Genomic DNA, 21,050 nt, shown 5'->3' with positions numbered 1-21,050 from the left:
CGGTGTTAGCGCATCATGTCCTTGACCATCCGCTGTTGCTCCATCAGCTCGCGCTGACGCGCATCGATCTTCGACGCCAGGACGAAGTTGTTGCCGGCGCGCTGCTTGGCGTAGTCGAGCTGCTGCAGGGCCTGGTCGAAGTCGCCCACCAGGGCAAAGTATTCGGCGCGGGCCTGGTGCAGGCCGATGGTGTTGCCCGAAAGGCCACGTACTTCCGCCACGTTATACCAGACGTCCGGGTCTTCAGGACGGTTCTTGAGTAGCGCATCCAGCGCCTTCTCTGCCTCGGCAGGGCGGTTCTGCTTGAGCAGCAGGTCGATGCGCGCCTGTTGCAGCGGGTAGTTGGCCGGGTACAGGCTGCGCATCCGCTCGACCCGTTGCTGGGCATCGGGCAGGCGGTTGTTGGTGATGTCCAGGTCGATCTGCGCCAGGTTGTAGGTGATGTCGTTGGGCGCCTTGGCCAGCAGCGGCTTGAGGTTCTCGCGCGCCTCGTTCAGGCGCCCGCCCTTGATCTGCGCCAGCGCCAGGCCGTAGCGGGCGGCGTCCATCTGCGGATTTTCGTCGAGCTGGGCCTGGAAGCGCTTGGCGGCAAGGCCGGGGGTGCCTTCGTAGATCAGCGCCACCCGGGCACGAATCAGCTGGTAGCGCATGCTGTCTTCGGTGCCACCCTTGGGCGCCTGTTCGGCGCGGTTGCGGGTGTCGGCGATGCGCGATTCGGTAACCGGGTGAGTCAGAAGGAATTCCGGCGGCTTGGCGTCATAGCGGTACTGACGCATCAGGCGCTCGAACATGGTCGGCATGTTGCGCGGATCATAGCCGGCCTTCTCAAGGTTGAGGATACCGATGCGGTCGGCTTCCTGTTCGTTCTGCCGCGAGAAGCGCCGCTGCTCCTGGATGGCGGCCGCCTGGGTGCCGGCAATTGCGGCAATACCGGCATCACCGGCACCTGCCGCGGCGGCGACGATACCGATCAGCAGCGCGCCCATCATCGGCAACTGCATGCGCTGCTGGGCCTCGACGCCGCGGGCGAAGTGGCGTTGCGACAAGTGCGCCAGTTCGTGGGCCAGTACCGAGGCGTATTCGCCTTCGGTCTGGGCATTGAGGAACAGCCCGCCGTTGACCCCGACGATCCCGCCGGGGGCGGCAAAGGCGTTGAGTTCGCGGCTGTCGATGAGGATGAACTCCAGGCGCCGGTCCTGCAACTGGCTGGTTTCGGCCAGGCGGTAGACGCTGGTTTCGACGTAATCCTTGAGCTGGGGATCGTTCAGTTGGTTGACATTGCCCCGCAGCAGGCTGAGCCAGGCGCGGCCCAGCTGGTGTTCCTGTTGCGGGGAGACAATGGCAGAACTGGCGTCGCCGAGTGACGGCAGGTCGTCGGCATGGCTGGGGAGCGCCATCAAACAGGCCAGCGTCAGCAGGGTAGGGCGCAGAAAATTCATGCACGAAGCTCTGGTCGACAAAGAACCTTACTGTAGCCCGCTCGCACGTTGGCGACCAGTGGCGGTATCCTACCGGGCTTGTTCAAAATGCTACCTGTGCCCGCATTCCTGCCTGGAGACCCCCATGAGCGAGACCCCGACCCATGACGCCGAACTCGACGCCAGCGGGCTGAACTGCCCGCTGCCGCTGCTCAAGGCGAAGATGGAGCTCAATCGCCTGGCCACTGGCGCGGTGCTCAAGGTGATTGCCACCGACGCCGGTTCCCAGCGCGACTTTCGCACTTTTGCCCGATTGGCCGGTCATACGCTGCTGCTCGAAGAGGCCGAGGCCGGTGTTTACACCTACTGGCTGAAGAAGGCCTGAGTTTTTTCTGTTAAAGGATCGTCAATGTTCAAGGTGCTTCGCGACTGGATGCAGCGCTACTTCTCCGATGAAGAAGCGGTGGTGCTGGCGGTCTTGCTGTTTCTGGCGTTCACCGCCGTCCTGACCCTCGGTGGCATGCTCGCGCCGGTGCTGGCGGGGATGGTTCTGGCGTTCCTGATGCAAGGCCTGGTCAACGCCCTGGAGCGCCTGCGGGTGCCCACGCGCTATGCGGTCGGGCTGGTGTTCATGCTGTTCATGGGCGCCCTGGCGGTGTTCCTGCTGGTGCTGGTGCCGCTGCTCTGGCATCAGTTGATCACCCTGTTCAATGAACTGCCGGGCATGCTCGGCAAGTGGCAGTCGCTGCTGTTGCTGTTGCCCGAGCGCTACCCGCACCTGGTCTCCGACGAGCAGGTGCTGCAGGCCATCGAGGTGATGCGCGGCGAGATCGGCAAGTTCGGCCAGTGGGCGCTGACCTTCTCGCTGTCGAGCCTGCCGCTGCTGGTCAACATCATGATCTACCTGGTGCTGGTGCCGATCCTGGTGTTCTTCTTTCTCAAGGACCGCGAGCAGATCGCCGATTGGGTCAGTGGCTACCTGCCCAAGGAGCGGGCGCTGATGACCCGGGTGGCCGAAGAAATGAACCGGCAGATCGCCAACTACATTCGCGGCAAGGGCATCGAGATTCTGATCTGTGGCGTGGCCACCTACATCGCCTTCATCAGCCTGGGGCTCAACTATGCGGCGTTGCTGGCCCTGCTGGTCGGCCTGTCGGTGGTGGTGCCCTATGTCGGCGCGGTGGTGGTGACCGTACCGGTAACCCTGATTGCGCTGTTCCAGTGGGGCTGGGGTGATCAGTTCATTTACCTGATGGCGGTGTACGCGATCATCCAGGCCCTGGACGGCAACGTGCTGGTGCCGCTGCTGTTCTCCGAGGCGGTGAGCCTGCACCCGGTGGCGATCATCTGCGCGGTGCTGCTGTTTGGCGGGCTGTGGGGGTTCTGGGGGATCTTCTTTGCCATCCCGCTGGCGACCCTGTTCAAGGCCGTGCTGGATGCCTGGCCGCGGCGAGAGCCGGTGGTGGCGCCGCTGCTCTAAAAGCATCGCGGGGCAAGCCCGCTCCCACAGTGAGTGAAAGAACCTGTGGGAGCGGGCTTGCCCCGCGATTGGCTTATCTTGCGTTCAGCGTCTGCGCCTCAGCCAGTACGGCATCGACATGCCCGGGCACCTTCACCCCACGCCAGGCCTTGCGCAGCACGCCGTCCTTGTCGATCAGGAAGGTGCTGCGGTCCACGCCCAGGTATTCCTTGCCGTAGAGTTTCTTCAGCTTGATCACGTCGAACAGCTGGCACAGGGCTTCGTCCTTGTCGCTGATCAGCTCGAAGGGGAAGGCCTGCTTGGCCTTGAAGTTCTCGTGGGACTTGATGCCATCACGCGATACGCCGAACACCTGGGTGTTGGCCGCCGCGAAGGCTGCATGCTGGTCACGGAAACCCTGGCCTTCGGTGGTGCACCCCGGGGTGCTGTCCTTGGGGTAGAAGTACAGCACCACCTGCTGGCCTTTAAGCCCGGCCAGGCTGACGGTCTGGCCGCTGGTGGCCTGGGCCTCAAAATCGGCGACGGGTTGGTCGAGTTCAACGGCCATGAAAAGCTTCCTTACATCGGGTTCTGTGGGCGCCACGGTTCGATCAGCGCATCCAGGTTCAGCGCATCGGAGAAGTCCAGGAACTGGTCACGCAGCCAGCTGATCTGGGTACCTGCCGGCAGGGTCACGGTAAAGGTGGCGTTGAGCATGGTGCCGCCGGTCTGCGGGGCCTGGTAGGTGTCGCAGGTGAGGTTCTCCAGCTCCACATGGTGGTCGATGAAGAACTGGCACAGCTCGTTGATGATGTCCGGGCGATAGGCGGCGCTGACATAGGCCACGTACGGCAGCGACAGCGGGCGAACTTCGAGCTCGGCGCTGCGCACCACGTTGACGGTGAAGGTGTGCTTCTTGGCCAGGCCCGGCAGGGCGCCTTCGAAGCGCGCCAGGGCGTCCCAGCTGCCGGCGACCTGCAGGACCAGGGCACTGCACTCGCCGTGGCGGGTCAGGCGCGAGGTGACGACCGAGCAACGATTGTCGTTGCTGGCCCGGCACAGGATGTTGGTCAGTTCCATGGGATTGGCACCCAGGGCGCTGATGACAAGGAATTGTTCGCGAACGGTGGGGGTGGACATGCAGCATTCCTAAAGCGATGAGCGGTCGGTACCTGACGTGGCAAAAAGGCCGGTAGGCAGGCGCCCGGGGCTCAGGATCGAGCCTTGCGGCGCTGGCTACGCGCATTGTCGGCAGCCCGGCGGGCCACTATGTACCGATCAAAGACAGAAGGGTAGCGAAAATGGCCGCCGAGGGGAATGCTCCGCCCGCCTGCTTCGCTTGTGCAAGGCCGATGGCGCCAGTACCATTACCGCTCTCTTTTTCCGGCAGGAGCAGTTTCATGATTGCGGGCAGTATGGTGGCATTGGTCACACCCATGGATGCACAAGGGCGTCTTGATTGGGACAGCCTCAGCAAACTCGTGGACTTCCACCTGGAAAACGGCACCCACGCCATCGTTGCCGTCGGTACTACCGGCGAGTCGGCGACCCTGGATGTCAATGAGCACATTGAAGTCATCAAGGCGGTGGTCAAGCAGGTCAATGGCCGTATCCCGGTGATCGCCGGCACCGGCGCCAACTCCACCAGCGAAGCCGTGCACCTGACCCGCAACGCCAAGGAAGCCGGCGCCGATGCCTGCCTGCTGGTGGTGCCGTACTACAACAAGCCGACCCAGGAAGGCCTGTACCAGCACTTCAAGCACATTGCCGAAGCCGTCGACATCCCGCAGATTCTCTACAACGTCCCTGGCCGCACCTCCTGCGACATGCAGGCCGAGACCGTGATCCGTTTGTCGAGCGTGCCGAACATCATCGGCATCAAAGAGGCCACCGGCGACCTCAAGCGCGCCAAGGCCATCCTTGACGGCGTCAGCAAGGACTTCATCGTCCTGTCCGGCGATGACCCGACCGCTGTCGAGCTGATCCTGCTGGGCGGCAAGGGCAACATCTCTGTTACCGCCAACGTCGCCCCGCGAGAAATGGCCGATCTGTGCGAAGCCGCCCTTGAGGGCAATGCCCAGAAGGCTCGCGCAATCAACGAACAACTGATGCCGCTGCACAAGGACCTGTTCATCGAAGCCAACCCGATTCCGGTGAAGTGGGCTTTGGTCGAAATGGGCCTGATGCACAAGGGCATCCGCCTGCCACTGACCTGGCTGAGCGAATCCTGTCACGATACGGTACGCCAGGCGATGCGCCAGTGCGGCCTGAAGTTTTAATTGAGGACGTACACCGCATGAAGCGATTGGCTGGTCTTTCCGCCCTTGCCTTGATCATCTCCAGTACCAGCGGTTGCGGCTGGCTCTGGGGCGAAGAGGGTTACTTCCGTGACCGTGGCAGCGATTATCTGGAGGCCACCCAGAAGCCGCCAATGCAGCTGCCACCGGACGTCAGCAGCGCCAAGCGGCTCGACCCGCTGCTGCCGATCCCGCGCAACGTCGCCGACGACAACGTCAAGGGCGAATTCGAAGTGCCGCGTCCGCTGCCGTTGAACGCCGCGGCCGACATCAGCGATTTCAGCCTGCAGAAGAGCGGCAGCTCGCGTTGGGTCCTGGCCCAGCGCTCGCCGGCCGAAGTCTGGCCGGTGGCCCGTCAGTTCTTTGAAGACAACGGCTTCCGGATTGCCGAAGAGCGTCCGCAAACCGGCGAATTCAACACCACCTGGCAGCGGTTCGACGAACTCTCGGCATCCATGGCCAAGCGCCTGGGCAGTGCCTCGAGCAGCAGCGACAACGAAGTCCGTGCGCGCATCCGCATCGAGCCGGGCGTGCAGCGCAACACCAGTGAAGTCTACGTCGTGACCGTCGAACGCCCGGCCGGCAGCACTGCCGAGCAGGAATTCCCGGCACGTTCGGCCAACACCGGTGTTGACGCCATCCTGGTCGACGAAATGCTCGCCAGCATGACCCGCAGCGCCGAGAAGGGCGGTTCGGTGTCGTTGCTTGCCGCCCGCGACTTCGATACCCCGAGCCGCGTCAGCCTCAGCGAAGACGGCAGCGGCAACCCGGTACTGAACCTGGGCGCCGACCTCGATCGCGCCTGGTCCAGCGTTGGCCGTGCCCTGGAGCAGGGCGAATGGCGTGTTGAAGACATCAACCGCAGCCTGGGCCTGTACTACATCAACCTTGCCGAGAAAGCCGAGACCAAAGAGCAGCCAGGCTTCTTCAGCCGCCTGTTCGGCAGTGCGCCGAGCAAGGAAGAGCGTGAAGCCCGTGCCGAGCGCTACCAGGTTCGCCTGAGCAAGGTGGGCGAAAGCGTCCAGGTCACCGTCGAGAAGAACATCAACACCGTGGCCCCGGCAGACGTTGCCCGCCGCGTGCTGAGCGTGATTCAGGACAACCTGGGTTAAGTGCGCTTCGCCGTACTTGGAAGTGGAAGCCAGGGAAATGGCACGCTGATCGCCAGTGGCAATACCTTGCTGCTGGTCGATTGCGGCTTTTCCCTGCGTGAAACCGAGCGGCGCCTGGCGCTGCTCGGCGTTTCTGCGGCGCAATTGAGCGCGGTGCTGGTCACCCACGAACATGCCGACCACGTGCATGGGGTCGGGTTGCTGTCGCGGCGCTACAATGTACCGGTCTACCTCAGCCGCGGCACCTTGCGCGGCTTGCGCAAGCCGGTCGAGGCCGCAGGCTTCCTGGCCGCCAACGACACCTTGCAGCTGGGCGACCTGAGCGTTACCGCCGTCGGCGTCACTCACGACGCGCTGGAGCCGCTGCAGTACGTGTTTGGCGATGGCAGCCGGCGCTTTGGCGTGCTGACCGACCTGGGCTCGTATGATGCGGCCCTGCTCAGCAGCTACCAGGGCCTGGACGCCCTGCTGATCGAGGCCAACCACTGTCGCGACCTGCTCGGACGCGGGCCGTACCCGATGTTTTTGAAGCAGCGGGTGGGTGGCGACTACGGACATTTGAACAACCATCAGGCCGCGCGCCTGGTGTCGGAGCTGGACTGGCAGAACCTGCAACACCTGGTGCTGGCCCATCTCAGCAGCAAGAACAACCAGCCACAGCTGGCCCGGCAATGCTTCGTCGATACCCTCGGCTGCGACCCGGACTGGCTGCAAGTGGCCAATCAGGATTCCGGGCTCGACTGGCGTGAAATCGCCTAGCCCATCATTTACCAAGCGGAGCCCATCATGGAAAAACGTGAAGAACTCTACCGCGGCAAAGCCAAGTCGGTTTACAAGACCGACGACGCTGACCGCTTGATCCTGCTGTTTCGCAACGACACCTCGGCGTTCGACGGCAAGCGCATCGAACAGCTCGACCGCAAGGGCATGGTGAACAACAAGTTCAACGCCTTCATCATGCAAAAGCTTGAAGAAGCCGGCATTGCGACCCAGTTCGACAAGCTGCTGGGCGACAACGAATGCCTGGTCAAGAAGCTCGACATGATCCCGGTCGAATGCGTCGTGCGCAACTACGCCGCCGGCAGCCTGGTCAAGCGCCTGGGCGTCGAAGAAGGCATGAAGCTCACCCCGCACACCTTCGAGCTGTTCCTCAAGGACGACGCCAAGGGCGACCCGTTCATCAACGAATCCCACGTCGTGGCCTTCGGTTGGGGCACCGCCGAGCAACTGGCGAAGATGAAAGAGCTGTCGCTCAAGGTCAACGACGTGCTGAACAAACTGTTCGACGACGCTGGCCTGCTGCTGGTCGACTTCAAGCTTGAGTTCGGCGTATTCCACGGCGAGATCGTCCTGGGTGACGAATTCAGCCCGGACGGCTGCCGCCTGTGGGACAAAGAAACCCGCAAGAAGATGGACAAGGACCGCTTCCGCCAGGGTCTGGGCGACGTTATCGAAGCCTACGAAGAAGTTGCCAAACGCCTGGGCGTGCCGCTGTAACCGGCAAGTTCACGCAAGCGCCTGATACCACGCGAATTTTTTTCGCAAACAGGCTTTGCCTTTCGGCAAACTGCTGGTATCATGCGCGCCACTGGAGAGATGCCGGAGTGGCCGAACGGGACGGATTCGAAATCCGTTGTACTGGCAACAGTACCTAGGGTTCAAATCCCTATCTCTCCGCCATATGCAGTAAAGAAAAGCCCCCGCAAACATTTATGTTTGTGGGGGCTTTTTCGTTTCTGCGCGTAATAGCCGCCGGAGACAAGGGGTTGTTCGCCGCATCATGGTCTCGGAATTCAAGGAGGATTCGAACAAATGGCACGCATAGCTTTGGTTCTGACACCTGGTTTTGCTGATTGGGAATATGCCTTTATTGCAGGAACCGCATCACCGTTTTACGGAATCGACCTTGGTTTTTTCACCCCTGTTCCAGGGCAATTCCTCTCGCAGGGAGGATTGGCGGTCACGCTCGATAGCAGTCTGGAACAATGCCTGGACTGGAAACCAGATGTTGCCGTCATCGTCGGGGGACAGCTCTGGGAACACGCAGATGCTCCAGATATTGGGGACTTTCTTCGTACCAGCCGAGACGCGGGGGCAACGATCGCCGGAATATGTGGAGGAACGCTGGCGCTGGCGAGGGCTGACCTTCTCAATACGATGCCTCACACCTCGAACAGCGTGGATTTCCTCAAACAACATGCCGCAAGTTATAAAGGCGAGGCTCTTTATCAAGACTGTTCAGGCACCATGGTTGCAGACCGGATCATAACTGCGCCAGGCCCTGCACCTGTCAGCTTCACCTGTGCAGTATTTGAAGCTGCGGGTTTATCTGCCGAGGCGGTTTCTCAGTTCAGATCAATGTTGGCCGCTGAACATGAGTAAACCACTTGGCCCTGGTGATTACGGCCTGCACACCAACCGCTGACGCTCATAGTTCAGTGCCTTGTCCCGCTCCGGCAGGCTATATGGCGCTGTGCACTGGCGCTCGCCCCAGTTGATGGTTAGGCTGCCCTGGTCTTCTTCAAGCAACACCAGCGCCTTGCCGTTGGGGTCGGAAATTGCCAGTTGCTTGCCGCTGGCGTCTTCCAGCGAAGCCCCGAACGGGATCATCGCACCCTGTTCGTCGAACAGTTCGAACTGCACCCGCCGCCCGCTCTTGCCGGTGTAGCGGGCCACTACCACGGCGCCGCGGCGCGGTACCAGTTGCTGGGTGGCGTTGTCGATTTCGATGTCACCGCCCAGTTCGCGGGTGTCCAGGCTGATCCAGTTGACCCGGTAAGGTTGCGCATTGGGGATTACCGCGTAGCCGTTGCGCCCGGTTTCGACGCCGCTGTAGCTGCTGATCTTGGCGCCCTTGACGCCCGGCACCTGGGCCAGGGCGAAGGTTTCGCCGACGGTCTGGCCGAGGTTGATGCCACCTTGGTGGGCAACCACCGAGCCCGATACGTTGAGGTTCTGCGAGTCGTAGCCGCGGCCCTGGCTGTAGCCCAGGGTGATGTCGGCCACCGAGGTGCGGGTGTTGAGGTTGGCCGAGGCGGAGTTGCCGCCGGAGCTGCTGTTGCCGCCCTGGACCGAATAGAAGGTGTCGCTGGTTTCGGACAGGTAGCCGTTGACGCCAACCTGGGTGCTGTCGCCGCCTTTTTGTGTGCTGGTGGTGATGAACGCACGCGGCGCCCGGGCGCGGCTGCCCAGCGGGAAGGACACCGACAGGTTGAACTGGGTATCGCTGCTTGAGCCGCCGTAGCCGTCGCCCAAATCCTTGGTGCGGGTGACGCCGAGGTTGTAGCTGGCTTCGCCCCAGTTGTTGCTGTAGCCGGCCGAAAAGCTCTGCGAGCCGCCGCGGTTCCAGTAGCGCTGGTCGCTGGCGTTGACGTACAGGCTGCCCAGTTCGCGGTTGCGGCCCATGCTCTGGTTGATGGTCAGGTCGGTGCGGGTCTTGGAGTTGCCTGGGCGCCGCTCCAGGTCGCTGCTCAAGTCCTGGACGTGATCGGTCAGGGTACGGAAACCTTCGGTGGAGTAGCGGTACGCGGCCAGGGTGAAGTTGGTGTCGGTGCCGGTGAAGGTCTTGGCGTAGAGGGCACGCACACTGTTGCCCTGGGTGGTTTGCCCCAGTGCGCGGCTGCTCGAATGGGTGACGTCGAACGACACCGCGCCCAGCGAAGTGTTCTTGCCGGCGCCCAGCGACAGCGCCTTGTAGTTGTCGCTGGCCTGTACACCGATGATCCCGGTGAGGCTGCTGCTGATACCGTAGGCCAGGGTGCTGCTGAGGATGTTCGGGGTGGCCATGCCGTCGGTGTTGCTGTTGAACTGGCCGGCCGAGACGCTGTATTTGACCTGGCCTTCACGGACCATGATCGGCAGGCTGGAGAACGCCTGGGTGGTCACCCGACGGCGGCCGTCAGCCTCGACGATAGTGATTTGCAGGTCGCCGTTGGAGCCGGACGGGTAGATGTCGCTGATCTCGAACGGCCCTGGCGGCACGCTGGCGGTGTACAGGATGTAGTTGTTCTGGCGGATCTCGACGGTGGCGTTGGTTTGTGCCACGCCACGGATGATCGGCGCGTAGCCGCGTTCGCTGTCGGCGCGCATGCCTTCGTCGGAGGCAAGCTTCACACCGCGATAGCGCACGCTGTCGAACAGGTCGGTGTCACTGAAGATATCCCCGGCGCTGAACTGGCCCTTGATGGCCGTGACGTCATGCTGCAGGTAGCTGCGGTTGCTCTTGAAGGTGCTTGGGCGACCGGTGCTGCTGGTGAAATTCGACTCGTTGCGCAAGCGCCAGGCACCGAGGTTGATGCCGTTGCGCAGGCCGAGGTTATTGGCGATGCGCGTGTCGGCATCGCCGGCGCTGCGGCTGCTGTTGTACTGGTAGTTGATGAACGCCGCCGGCACACCGTCATCCCACAGCGCCGGGTCGACGTAGCCACGGATACCGCGCTGCATTGCCACTTGCGGCACGCTGGCCGCCAGTTGCAGGCGCGCGGCGTCATAGCGCAGGCTGGCCTGGTCGATCAGGCTGGGAAGGTCGTAGCAGCTTTGCGGGGTGTCCGGGTCGAACTTGCCCTGGGCCTGCAGTTTGTTCAGGTCGATGCCCAGCTGTTGCAGCAACTCCAGGGTCAGGCACGGTTCGACGCGGCCGGTGGCCGGGTTGCGGTTGAAATCGATGTCACGCCGGCCCACCAGCACTTCGTTGCTGTACAGGTCGACCCGGTAGTTGCCCGGCAACACGCTGTTGGCCGACAGCAGCAGTTGCAGGTCGACCGACGAAGGTGCGCCTTGCAGGAAGGTGGTGTTGAAGGCTTCCAGTTGTTGCGCATCGCCGGTGTCCTGCGCGGCCAGCACCGGCATCGCGCCAAGCACGGCCAGCGACAGGGCACTCAACTTCCACAGACGGGCAGTTGCAGACGGAGCGCACGCACGTTGGCCGGCGCAATGAGTTGGCCTGTTACCGGAAGATAAAGACATGCGAAGGAACCTTGTATCCCGAATAACGACTGGGCGCGGCGAGGGGCGCAGTTACGCGCAGGCTTAACGCCTGGGCATTAACCGTTATTGTTTGCCCGGCGCTTGGGCAGCGGTACTTGCCTGGCCGCTGGACAGTGTCGTGGTGTATTGGTTTTGCGCACCGTAATCGTTGATGCTGGAAAAACTCAGGCGCACGTTGTTATCGCTACCCAGGGTTTTAACCGGAAATGTCTTTACTTCACCCGGCGCGACCATGGTTGAGTCCGCTGCCAGTTCGCTAAGTTTGCCCGCCTCAAGTTTTATATCCGCCATCGAGACGTGATAAAGGCTCGGGTTATTGACCTGCAGCAGGGTCTTGCCGCTGTGGCGCAGCAGTTGCCATTGCAGTTCGGTCGGCGCCATAAGGGCATTGCCAGGCAAGCCTGCGGGGCGAAAGAAAATCTTGATGCGCTGGCGCACGGCCAGTTGCAGGGTGTTGGCGGCGGCGGCCTGAGGGATTTCCTGGACGTTGAGCCAGACCACCGACTCTTTGTCCGCAGGCATCCCGGCACCTTCGTACAGCACTCGCAGCAACTGCTGTTCACGGGCGAACACCCGTGCCAGTGGCGGGGTTACGGCAAAGGGCACGCTGCGCTGGGCATCGCTGTCGTCGACCCAGGATTGAATCAGCACGTCCTGGTTGCCATTGCGCACGGTGACGTTGGCTTCCTTGTGGTTGCCATCAAAGACAATCCGCGTGGCACTCAGCGAAATACTGGCCATGGCCTGGCCGGCCATGAGCATGCCGAGCAGCCCCAGGCATGCGGGAATAGAACGACGCAACATGGTCTGTACCGTTTGATTCAGGGGTTTTGCTTCAGGGCCAATGGCGAGGCCGGGCGGCCTCGCACAAAGCAGTTCAGGCGCTACGACTTATTCGTATTGCAGGATGAACGGCAGGGTGGCGTCACCGCGACCGGCGGTGGCAGTGCCCGCTGCGCCAGTGGTGACGTAGGCGGCGGAGAAGTTGAGGATCGCGTCGCCACCGGCAGCGCCGGTACCGTGCATGTCGCTCTGGATCATGGCGGTGGTTTTCGAGCTCAGGTCGATCAGCGCGCCGTTGCTGTCGAGCAGGGCGATACCGACGTTGGCTGCAGTGCCGGTGCCTTTGGTCAGGGCCAGGACTTTCTTGCCGGTGACCAGGCCCGAACCGCCGCTGGCGGCGTCAAAGATCATCGAGACTTTGGTGCCCAGGTTGCAGTTGACGTTGAGGTTGAAGTCTTTACCGGTGACACGGCCCGAGGACGGGCTTTCAGCGGTGCCCATGTCCTTGATCGATACAGTGCCCATGTCCACGGAGATCACGCGATCAGCGTTGGCGCCGTCAACCGAGCAGGCGTCGTTGTTGATCACGCCGGTGAAGGTGATCTTGCCGCTGCCACCTTGAACAGGCGTCGTTTCTGCTGCCAGGGCAGCGCCGGACGCTGCAAGTACGGACAGAGTGATAAGGGCCAGGGAGAACTTCTTCATGGTGATGTCCATTTGTATTGGTTGGAAAGTGCTGCATGAAAATGCCAATACACAATAGAACGGGGGGTGTTTGCCGAACATCAGACGATTCTTATAAGGTCTGAGCCCAGGTGGGGCGGGCGTTCTGGCAACAAAGTCTTTATCGGTTCCTGACCTTGTTGCCCGGAAACTTAGTTAAAGATACTGCGCTCCAGGCAATAAGCCAGTAAGTCCTGGTCGCTATTAACATCAAGTTTGCGCATGGCCGAAATCTTTTGCGCGCTGATGGTCTTGGCACTTCGGTTCTGGCTGCGGGCAATATCACTGACACTTTTACCAGCGACAAACAGTCGCAGTATTTCAAACTCTTTGGGTGACAGTGTGGCAAACCGGTCCTCGATCGCCGCGGTGGTTTCGATGACCGAGGTTTTTGCAGGTTCCAGGCTGCGGTACTGGCTTTGCTGGGCCACGGCCTTGAGCGCCAACTGGATTTCGGTGTGCAACTGGCTCTTCTGGATCACCCCGACCACGCCCAGCTCATGCAGGCGGGTGAGAATCAGGTGGTTGGAGATCATCGTCAGGATCAACACCTGCAAATGCGGAAAGTGCCGCTTCAGGTAATCGACCAGTTTCAGGCCGTCGCCATAGGGCGAATCGGCCGGCATGTTGTAGTCGGTGATCACCAGGTCCACCGGTTGCTGTTCGAGCAGCTCGATCAGGCCTTTTGAGCACACGGCTTCGCCGACCACGCAAAAACGTTCGTCACGTTCTACCAGTTCGCGCACACCGAGCAGCACGATCGGGTGATCGTCCGCGATGATGACTTTGAGTTTGTCCATAGTGGCTGTCCGTAGTACCGGTATAGAAGGTTAGGGGGTGTCCATACGGCCGCAGGTAAGCCTGATTGTTGTTACTCGAGCGCATCCACAACAGCGGCAAGCCGGCTCAGTATCTGCTGCACTTCAAGGCGCAGGGAAGCATCGATCGTCCCGCCTGCCAGGCGGCACTCAAGCGCCGTACAGTGCTCGGCCAGGTCGCTGGCCTGTACCGCGCCCAGGGCGCCGGCGATGCTGTGCAGCCTTTGCGCGACGATTCTAGCGTCACTTTGCTCCAGCGCGCAGCGGATCAGTTGCAGGTCATCGCGCATGGTGGTGATGAACAGCGGGCGCATCCGCTCTGAAAGCTGCAGGCTATCGGTGGCCGGGACGGCGGCGGGGGCGGTGAGGGTGTCTGGCTCGACCCGCGTTGCTGCATTCTGCAAGGCCGGGCGGCAGAGCTTGAGCAGGTGGCCGCGCAGGGTCTGCAGGCTCAGCGGCTTGACGATCCAGGCGTTCATGCCGACGGCGATGCAGCGCATGCCCTCTTCGCGCATGGCGTTGGCAGTGACGCCGATGATCGGCAGCTGCGGGTCATGCTCGCGCAGGGTGCGGGCCAGCTCATAGCCGTTCATGACCGGCATGTTGACGTCGGTCAGCACCAGGTCAAAGACCTCGGGCTGCCACAGGTGCAGGGCCTGTTCGCCGTTGCTGGCGACCACCGCGGTGCAGCCCAGGGCCTCGAGCTGTTCCTTGATGATCGCCTGGTTGATCGGGTTGTCTTCGGCCACCAGGATGCGCAGTTGCAGGTTGTCGGCCTGCTGTTGCGCGGCCTGCTGCGATGCCTGCGGCGCGCCCAGGCGGGCCATGCCCACCGCGTCGGCGATGGCGCGCAGGTTGTGAAGGTCGACATTCCAGCCCTGCCCGGTGTATTCCGGCGGGTTGCGCCCACCGGCCGTGCACAGCACCCGTGGCCCCGGCCAGGCTGGGGCGTTGGTCGCCGGCAAGGCATCGACCAGTACCGCCGGCGCATGCTTGGCTTCCAGTGGCTGGGGGGCCAGGGCGGCGTGTACGCCGAGGCGGACAAGCCAGTCGACCAGCGATTGCGCCAGCTCCTGTACCGGGGCGCGCACGTAGACCGGAATCGACGCGGCTGCAACTGGCGCGCTGCTTAGGGTTTGGCCTGCCAGCACCGGCAAGCTCATGCGCAGGGCAAAACTGCTGCCCAGCCCCGGTTCGCTGACCACTTTCAGTTGCCCGCCCATCATTTCGCTAAGCCACCAGCAGATCGGCAGGCCCAGGCCTGCGCCACCTTCGCTGCAGGCGTCCTGCACCTGGTAGAACAGCTCGAACAGTTTGGCCTGCTGCGCCGTGGAGATGCCGATGCCGGTGTCGGTGACCTGCCACTCCAGGCTGACCTTGTCATCTTCTCGCGCCAGCACCCGGGTGCGCAGGACCACGCGCCCGGTGTCGGTGAATTTGATGGCATTGCTCAACAGGTTGTTGAGGATCTGCCGAATGCGCATCGGGTCGCCGAGCAGGCGCTCGGGCAGCGCGGCGTCGGTGCAGGCATAGAGCTGCAGGCCCTTGCGCTGGGCGAAGGCGGCATAGGTGTGCAGGGTGTCTTCGATCAGGTCCAGGGGGCAGAACTCGATGGACTCGATCGCCATCTGCCCGGACTCGATCTTCGACACGTCGAGCACGTCGCTGATCAGCTGGAACAAAGTAGCCGACGAGCGCTGGATGGTCTGCAGGTATTCCTGCTGGCGCGGCTCCAGGCGAGTCAGGCCGAGCAGTTCGAGGGTGCCGAGCACGCCGTACAGCGGGGTGCGGATTTCATGGCTCATGGTCGCCAGGAACAGGGTCTTGGCTTCGTTGGCGGCATCGGCGGCGCGCCGCGCTTCTTCCAGGGCCGTGGCATCTTCAATATGCCGGGTGACGTCGTTGAAGGCATACAGGCGCACATCCTGGCCCTGGTAGCGGGTCGAGACAAACCCCACCTGCAGGTGCCGGCCGTCGATTTCCAGGTAAGTTTCACCCGTCTCGCCCTGGTCGGTGCGCCGCTCCAGGGCGCTGATCAGCTTGGCGCTGCCCGGCGACTGCTGGGCCCGCTGGTTTTCCACCAGCACCTGGTTGTCGGCGCGGCGCACCACGCACAGGCCGGTGGGCGCGGTATCGATTACCACGCGGCTGAAGGCTTCGCTTTCGGCGATGCTGGCATGCGCCTGGCGCGCCGGCAGGATCACCTGGCGGCGGTACCAGCGGTTGGCACCCCAGCCCATGGCGACCAGCGCGAGCAGCGCGGCGCCAAGGCTGCTCAGCGGCCACAGGGCATAGCGAAAGAAGCTGCGGTAGTTGAGGGCATAGACTGCCGTCCACGCCGGTCCATTGTGGTTGACCAGCTTGAACACCAGGCCTTCGGGCTTGAAGTTGATCCCCTCATGCAGCGGCGATTCTGGCCACAACGCGCCAATCAGCACCTGGCCGGAAGGCGCCACCAGGGTGAAGTGGTCATAGATCGACCATTCCATGGTGCGTTCGTAGTCATTGGCCTGGGACAAATCGAGGATGCTGGCGATCATCACCCGGGTGTCGGCGCCCTTGATGTGGATTTCGTCCGCGGCCAGCTGGATGCCGATGTACGCCAGCATGCGCGCCGGGCCCGGGCTGGCGGCGCTTGGGCCATAGTGCTGCCAGCAGACTTCACCTTCGCGCAGCAACTGATGGTCGCGCGGCAGGCGATCGATCACGCTACGGATCATGTCGATGAAGCTTTCGTTGTGCGGTACGGTCTTGGCCCCTGCATGGCCTGCGGCCGGCACGGTGATGTCGAAGTTGCCGTGCTGGTTGAACAGGAATACATGCGGCGACTGGTAGTGCGAGGTCGACCAGAACGTGCTGTAAAAGGTCGCCAGGTGCACGCCAAGGGAGAAAATCTTGGCGTGTTCGCTGGCGGCGATTTTCTCTGGGTCGATTTTGGCGCTGAAGGGCATGGAGTAGGAAAACTCCTGGCCCTGGTAAATATTCGGGCCTTCTTCCGGCAAGGCTTTGAGCAAGCGCACCTGGGCATTCTCGTCCTTGAGCAACTCGCCCTGATGGCTGCGCTGGGCCAGGCTGCGCAAGAACACTTCCTGCTCGCGGATGTTTTCCATCAGCCGGGCAAAGTGAAAGCGCACGGTGTCGTGCTGCTCCTCGATCAGGCGCTGAAACGACCAGTAGCTGGTGCCGACCAACAGTAAAGCCAGGCCAAGCAACACCATCATCCCTTTGTTCAGACGCAACGAACTGCGGGTGAGTTTTTCCAGCAGGGCGTTGTCGTGCTTCATCAGGAGCTTCCGCAGTATCAGTAAGGGTGGTGGCTGGATGGAGTGTACCTCTGCTGGCAATTCAAGGGCGCTGCGGCCACTCAATAGAAGGTGGCCGGCCCGTCATTGGTGAGCAATTGCTGAAACTGCTCGGACGATACCGCGTGGGAAATCAGAAAACCCTGGGCCTGGTTGCAGTCGATCTTGCGCAACAGGGCAAGCTCCTGGGGCGTCTCGACCCCTTCGGCGACCACCGTCAACCCTAGCTTGCGGCCCAGGGCGACGATGCTGGTCAGCGCCGAGGTCATGCTTTCGTTTTCATGGCAGCCCTGGACCAGGGCACGGTCGATCTTGAGCTCGGTGAACGGCGTCGAAACCAGGTTCATGTACGAGCTGTAGCCCTTGCCGAAGTCATCCTGGGACAGGCCGAAGCCTTTGATGCGCAAGCGGCAGGCGCCGGCGTAAAAGTTACTGATGTCCTGGGGCACCGAGCACTCCATCAGCTCGAAGCAGATCTTGCCGGGGATGCCCTGGTGGTGCAGGACGAACTCCAGCAAGCGGTCGGCCAGGTCATGGCTGTTGAGCAGGTGGGTCGGCAGGTTGATCGATACCGGAATGTCATACCCCTGCTGGCGCCAACGCGCCTGGGCATGGATCGCCTGCTTGAGCATCAGCCACAGCAGGCGCTCTTCCAATTCGAAGGTCTTGAACGCCGGCAGGAACGCGCCGGGTAGCAGCACGCCTTGCTCCGGGTGCATCCAGCGCACCAGGGCTTCAGCGGCAACGATGCGGCCATTGCTGAGGGATTTTTTCGGCTGGAACCAGGCCTGGAACTGGCCGTTGCTCAGCCCATGGATAAGCGCCTGGTAGTCGAACTGCGCCACCGCCGGCGGCACCGGCGGCGCGCTGCGGTTCTTGCCGTTGAGCTGATCGGTGAGGTTGCGCAGGGCATCGGGCTTGACCGGCTTGGAGAGCAGGCCGATCACTTCGACGCCAAGGTTTTTGGCCACCAGGCTTGCAGCCATGAGCATGCGCTTGGAGGCGGCGCTCATGATTGCCAGGTCCGGTTTGCTGCGCAGCCTGGCCAGGCCCTGGATGAACTGCACGCCGTCCATGCCGGGCATCAGCAGGTCGGTCAGCACCAGGTCGAAGTCACGCCGCTGCAGGTGTTCCAGCGCTTCCTTGCCGTCCTGGGCCGCTTCGAAATGGAAATCGCCCAGTTCGCTGAACAGGTGCTGCAAGTACATGTGCTGGAACGGGTGGTCCTCGACGATCAAGATGTTATAGGGCTTCATGAGAGGTCTCTTGATAAGGCGCCAGATAGTTGAACAAGGCCCGCAGCGCGAAAGGCTTGACCAGGCAATGATTCATTCCGGCTGCAAGGCATAGTTCGGCTTCGCCGCGCATGGCATTGGCCGTCGCTCCGATGATCGGGATCGAGCAGCCTTGGCGGCGCAGTTCTCTGGCCAGTTCGTAGCCATTGAGTTTGGGCATGTTCACATCGGTCAGGACCACGTCGAAGTGCCCGCTTTTCCACAATTGCAGGGCCTCGATACCGTCCCCCGCCAACTCGACGGTGCAGCCGAGCTCTTCGAGCTGATCACGCAGGATCAACTGGTTGATGATGTTGTCTTCGGCCACCAGGATGTGCAGCTCGAGTTTCTGCATTTCGCGTTTTTGCGGGTCATCGGTACGGGCGATCCACAGCCCCTGGGCCTGGCGGACGGCCTGGTAAAGAGCACTGAGGTGGTTGAGGTTGACCTGCCAGCGGCCGTCTTCAAGTTGCGGCTCGCAGCAGCCATGGGCGCTGGCCAGGATCAGCGGCCCGCTCCAGTCGGCCACCAGCGCTTGCTCGGCGCTGCCGGGGTGCAGCTCGAGCAGCAGGTGGCCGCTGGCGGCATCCGCCGGCGTTGGCCGCCCGACCTGGGCCCGGGCGCCCCAGCGGCGTAGCCAGCCGCTGATCGACTGCGCCAGCTCGCGAATCGGCGAGACTACGTAGATGGTCTCGGGCAACAGGTTGCCCTGGGCCGGCAGGTCGCTGCTGGCCGAGGCTTCTTCCAGTGGCAGGGTCAGGGTAAAACTGCTGCCCAGGCCCAGTTCGCTGACCATGCGCAACTGGCCGTTCATCAACTGGGTCAGGCGCTGGCAGATCGGCAGGCCCAGGCCGGTGCCGGCCACTACGTTGGTGTTGCCTTCAGTCTGGTAGAACGGCTCGAAAATGTACGGGTGGTCTTCCTCGGCGATGCCCTTGCCGGTGTCCGACACCTGCCACATCAGGCTTGAACGCTCGCCATCGCGGTTGATCAGCTTGACCCGCAACACCACCCGGCCGCTGTCGGTGAACTTGACCGCATTGCTCAGCAGGTTGTTGAGGATCTGGCGGATCCGCGTCACGTCGCCAATCAGCCGCTCCGGCAGTTGCGGATCGAAGCAGGCGTACAACTGCAGGTTCTTGCCCTGGGCCGCGGCGCTGTAGCCCTGGATGACCTCGTGGACCAGCTCCGCGGGCGAGAACTCGCTCAGCTCCAGGGCCAGTTGCCCGGCTTCGATCTTCGACACATCCAGCACGTCGCAGATCAACTGCAACAGGGTTGCTGACGAGCCTTCGATCGCGTGCAGGTAATCGCGCTGCTGGGCATCGAGCTGGGTGCGCGCCAGCAGTTCCAGGGTACCCAGCACACCGTACAGCGGGGTGCGGATCTCGTGGCTCATGGTCGCCAGAAACAGCGTCTTGGCCTCGTTGGCGGCATCGGCCGATTGCCGCGCTTCTTCCAGCGCCGCTTCAACCTGCTTGCGCGCACTGATGTCGCTGAAGGCGCAGAACAGCACGTCTTCGCCGTTGTAGCGGGTCGGCGCACTGCTCAGGTACAGGTGGCGGCCATCGGCGGTGGCGAAGTAGTCGCTGCGCTCGGCTTGCTGGCTGGCGAAGGCCTGGTTGATCCAGCCGGCGCACAGCACATCGCGCTCCAGGCCGTCGCCCAGCCATTGTTGCGCCAGGGTGTTTTCCAGCACCACCTTGCCGTCGGTGCGGCGCAGTACGCACAAGGCCACCGGTGCGGTCTGGATCACATCGCGGCTGAACGCCTCGCTTTCGATCAGGGCCTGGATGCGGTTGATCGCCGGTGCTATGAAGCGATGCTCGATGCGGCGCATCAGCAGCAGGATCAGGGTCACGGTGAACAGGCAGAACAGCAGCGAGCCGACCAACTGCTTCCACAACCCGGCCAGCACCGCCAGCAGGTCGATCGAGTACACCAGTTGCCAGTCCGAGGACTTCAGGTGCTTGCGGATCACCAGGTGGTCGGGGATCCAGCCGTCGCCGACAAAACCGAAGAAGTTTTCCCCCTGGGAGTTGAGCAGCATCTGCCCAAGGTGCGCATCGTGGCTGTTGGTGAACACCAGCATGCCTTCGGAGTTGAGCATCATGAACTCGCCGGCGCTCTGGTCGTTGAGCGCCGCCGACACCTCGCGGCTGTCCATTTCCAGGCCCAGCCAGCCCGACTCGGCGTCGCGCTCATCCAGGCGAATGAAGATGTACAGGTACGAGCGCTGCTCGGTCTGGTCGGTCAGCCACAGTTCGGCGGCGGGGTAGGGGCTGTTGTCCTTGAGCGCCTGTAGCTGCTCAAGCATGCGCGGCGAAAACCCCGGCACCCCGGGGGCGGAGTTGTACAGGCGCCTGACCTGCGCGTTCGGCCCGGTGTCGACATACAGCAGGCTGACCTGCTTGTCCTTCATGTAATCGCGCATGCGCTGGGTCAGCCAGATGCTCCAGCGGTTGTCGCTGGTGCTGCCCAGTTGCAGGTGCACTTCTTCGCTCGATGGCAGGTAGACCAGGGACCTTGCCTGTTTCGACTTGCGCACCGCCGACAGGCTCAGGCTCTCGAGCAAGGCCTCGCGGTTGGTGAAGAAGGTGTGCGCCTCGGCGATCGCGCTGCTCATGTAGCCGCGACGCTGGGAGATGTCGTTGTTGAAGGTGAACAACAGGAAGTTGTACACGCCGCTGAAGATGCCGATCAGCAAAACCACGGCGAACAACCGCAGCAAGCGGCGGGCGGCTTCGGGGCTGGAAAGAAGCGGGCTGATTTGCAGCAGGTAGCTTTTTAATCTCATTCGCCGACTCTAGTGAGTCGCGAATGCTGCAGACATCAGACAATCCTTAAACATAGGCCCTGGCACAGGCGTTGACCAGCC

At 62.5% G+C, this 21,050-nt stretch carries 17 protein-coding genes and 1 tRNA gene; 8 read left to right on the top strand and 10 right to left on the bottom strand.

Features of this window, described 5'->3' with window-relative positions; all coding sequences use genetic code 11:
* Nucleotides 1-5: 5 nt before the first annotated feature.
* The gene (locus tag JYG36_RS20805; RefSeq protein WP_213602163.1) at nucleotides 6-1,439 is read right to left on the bottom strand and encodes a M48 family metalloprotease; all 1,434 of its coding nucleotides are present in this window, start codon (nucleotides 1,437-1,439) and stop codon (nucleotides 6-8) included.
* 124 nt (nucleotides 1,440-1,563) lie between these two features.
* On the opposite strand from JYG36_RS20805, the gene JYG36_RS20800 reads away from it, so the two are divergent.
* Together JYG36_RS20800 and JYG36_RS20795 are read left to right on the top strand one after the other, a co-directional pair.
* Nucleotides 1,564-1,803: a sulfurtransferase TusA family protein gene (locus JYG36_RS20800; protein WP_045193512.1), complete on the top strand. Its 240-nt coding sequence runs from the start codon at nucleotides 1,564-1,566 to the stop codon at nucleotides 1,801-1,803.
* A gap of 24 nt (nucleotides 1,804-1,827) precedes the next feature.
* Nucleotides 1,828-2,898 carry an AI-2E family transporter gene (locus tag JYG36_RS20795; protein WP_045193511.1) on the top strand — a complete coding sequence of 357 codons (1,071 nt, stop codon included), beginning with the start codon at nucleotides 1,828-1,830 and terminating at the stop codon, nucleotides 2,896-2,898.
* Between the two features lie 73 nt (nucleotides 2,899-2,971).
* On the opposite strand, the gene JYG36_RS20790 is transcribed toward JYG36_RS20795, so the two are convergent.
* Both JYG36_RS20790 and JYG36_RS20785 read right to left on the bottom strand, forming a co-directional pair.
* Nucleotides 2,972-3,445 (bottom strand): peroxiredoxin, encoded by a 474-nt coding sequence (locus JYG36_RS20790; protein ID WP_213602161.1) that lies wholly within the window; start codon nucleotides 3,443-3,445, stop codon nucleotides 2,972-2,974.
* A gap of 11 nt (nucleotides 3,446-3,456) precedes the next feature.
* Entirely contained in the window at nucleotides 3,457-4,017 is a 561-nt protein-coding gene (locus JYG36_RS20785) for a glycine cleavage system transcriptional repressor (RefSeq protein WP_038996628.1), read from the bottom strand.
* Nucleotides 4,018-4,277: 260 nt separating this feature from the next.
* Between JYG36_RS20785 and dapA the strand changes: the two genes are divergently transcribed.
* The 6 genes from dapA (at nucleotide 4,278) to JYG36_RS20755 (ending at nucleotide 8,668) form a co-directional block, all read left to right on the top strand.
* Nucleotides 4,278-5,156, top strand: a complete 879-nt coding sequence (dapA, locus tag JYG36_RS20780; RefSeq protein ID WP_195885872.1) for a 4-hydroxy-tetrahydrodipicolinate synthase — start codon at nucleotides 4,278-4,280, stop codon at nucleotides 5,154-5,156.
* Nucleotides 5,157-5,173: 17 nt separating this feature from the next.
* Nucleotides 5,174-6,286: an NlpB/DapX family lipoprotein gene (gene bamC / locus JYG36_RS20775; RefSeq protein ID WP_093386324.1), complete on the top strand. Its 1,113-nt coding sequence runs from the start codon at nucleotides 5,174-5,176 to the stop codon at nucleotides 6,284-6,286.
* Nucleotides 6,287-7,045 carry an MBL fold metallo-hydrolase gene (locus JYG36_RS20770; RefSeq protein ID WP_213602159.1) on the top strand — a complete coding sequence of 253 codons (759 nt, stop codon included), beginning with the start codon at nucleotides 6,287-6,289 and terminating at the stop codon, nucleotides 7,043-7,045.
* Nucleotides 7,046-7,072: 27 nt separating this feature from the next.
* The gene (purC, locus tag JYG36_RS20765; protein WP_093386315.1) at nucleotides 7,073-7,783 is read left to right on the top strand and encodes a phosphoribosylaminoimidazolesuccinocarboxamide synthase; all 711 of its coding nucleotides are present in this window, start codon (nucleotides 7,073-7,075) and stop codon (nucleotides 7,781-7,783) included.
* 93 nt (nucleotides 7,784-7,876) lie between these two features.
* Nucleotides 7,877-7,966: transfer RNA gene (locus JYG36_RS20760), tRNA-Ser, on the top strand.
* Nucleotides 7,967-8,098: 132 nt separating this feature from the next.
* Nucleotides 8,099-8,668: a DJ-1/PfpI family protein gene (locus tag JYG36_RS20755; RefSeq protein WP_213602157.1), complete on the top strand. Its 570-nt coding sequence runs from the start codon at nucleotides 8,099-8,101 to the stop codon at nucleotides 8,666-8,668.
* Between the two features lie 18 nt (nucleotides 8,669-8,686).
* On the opposite strand, the gene JYG36_RS20750 is transcribed toward JYG36_RS20755, so the two are convergent.
* The 7 genes from JYG36_RS20750 to JYG36_RS20720 all read right to left on the bottom strand — a co-directional run bounded on the left by JYG36_RS20750 (nucleotide 8,687) and on the right by JYG36_RS20720 (nucleotide 20,969).
* Nucleotides 8,687-11,251 (bottom strand): fimbria/pilus outer membrane usher protein, encoded by a 2,565-nt coding sequence (locus JYG36_RS20750; RefSeq protein ID WP_408980940.1) that lies wholly within the window; start codon nucleotides 11,249-11,251, stop codon nucleotides 8,687-8,689.
* An 84-nt stretch (nucleotides 11,252-11,335) separates the two neighbouring features.
* On the bottom strand, nucleotides 11,336-12,076 hold the full coding sequence (locus JYG36_RS20745; protein ID WP_213602155.1) for a fimbrial biogenesis chaperone: 741 nt from the start codon (nucleotides 12,074-12,076) through the stop codon (nucleotides 11,336-11,338).
* An 87-nt stretch (nucleotides 12,077-12,163) separates the two neighbouring features.
* On the bottom strand, nucleotides 12,164-12,760 hold the full coding sequence (locus tag JYG36_RS20740) for a fimbrial protein (protein ID WP_093387664.1): 597 nt from the start codon (nucleotides 12,758-12,760) through the stop codon (nucleotides 12,164-12,166).
* Nucleotides 12,761-12,930: 170 nt separating this feature from the next.
* Nucleotides 12,931-13,578, bottom strand: a complete 648-nt coding sequence (locus tag JYG36_RS20735; protein WP_123565844.1) for a response regulator — start codon at nucleotides 13,576-13,578, stop codon at nucleotides 12,931-12,933.
* A gap of 71 nt (nucleotides 13,579-13,649) precedes the next feature.
* Nucleotides 13,650-16,880, bottom strand: a complete 3,231-nt coding sequence (locus JYG36_RS20730) for a hybrid sensor histidine kinase/response regulator (protein WP_213602153.1) — start codon at nucleotides 16,878-16,880, stop codon at nucleotides 13,650-13,652.
* 80 nt (nucleotides 16,881-16,960) lie between these two features.
* Complete coding sequence (gene pvrR, locus JYG36_RS20725; RefSeq protein ID WP_045193498.1) at nucleotides 16,961-18,154, bottom strand: response regulator cyclic di-GMP phosphodiesterase PvrR; 1,194 nt, start codon at nucleotides 18,152-18,154, stop codon at nucleotides 16,961-16,963.
* Nucleotides 18,141-20,969: an ATP-binding protein gene (locus tag JYG36_RS20720; RefSeq protein WP_213602151.1), complete on the bottom strand. Its 2,829-nt coding sequence runs from the start codon at nucleotides 20,967-20,969 to the stop codon at nucleotides 18,141-18,143. Before JYG36_RS20720 ends, pvrR begins: the two co-directional genes overlap by 14 nt.
* Between the last annotated feature and the right edge of the window lie 81 nt (nucleotides 20,970-21,050).

Origin of the sequence: Pseudomonas sp. SORT22 (assembly GCF_018417635.1) — a bacterium.
Lineage (GTDB): Bacteria > Pseudomonadota > Gammaproteobacteria > Pseudomonadales > Pseudomonadaceae > Aquipseudomonas.
The sequence above is the reverse complement of the archived record's forward strand: the minus strand, read 5'-3'. Positions and strand labels throughout refer to the sequence as shown.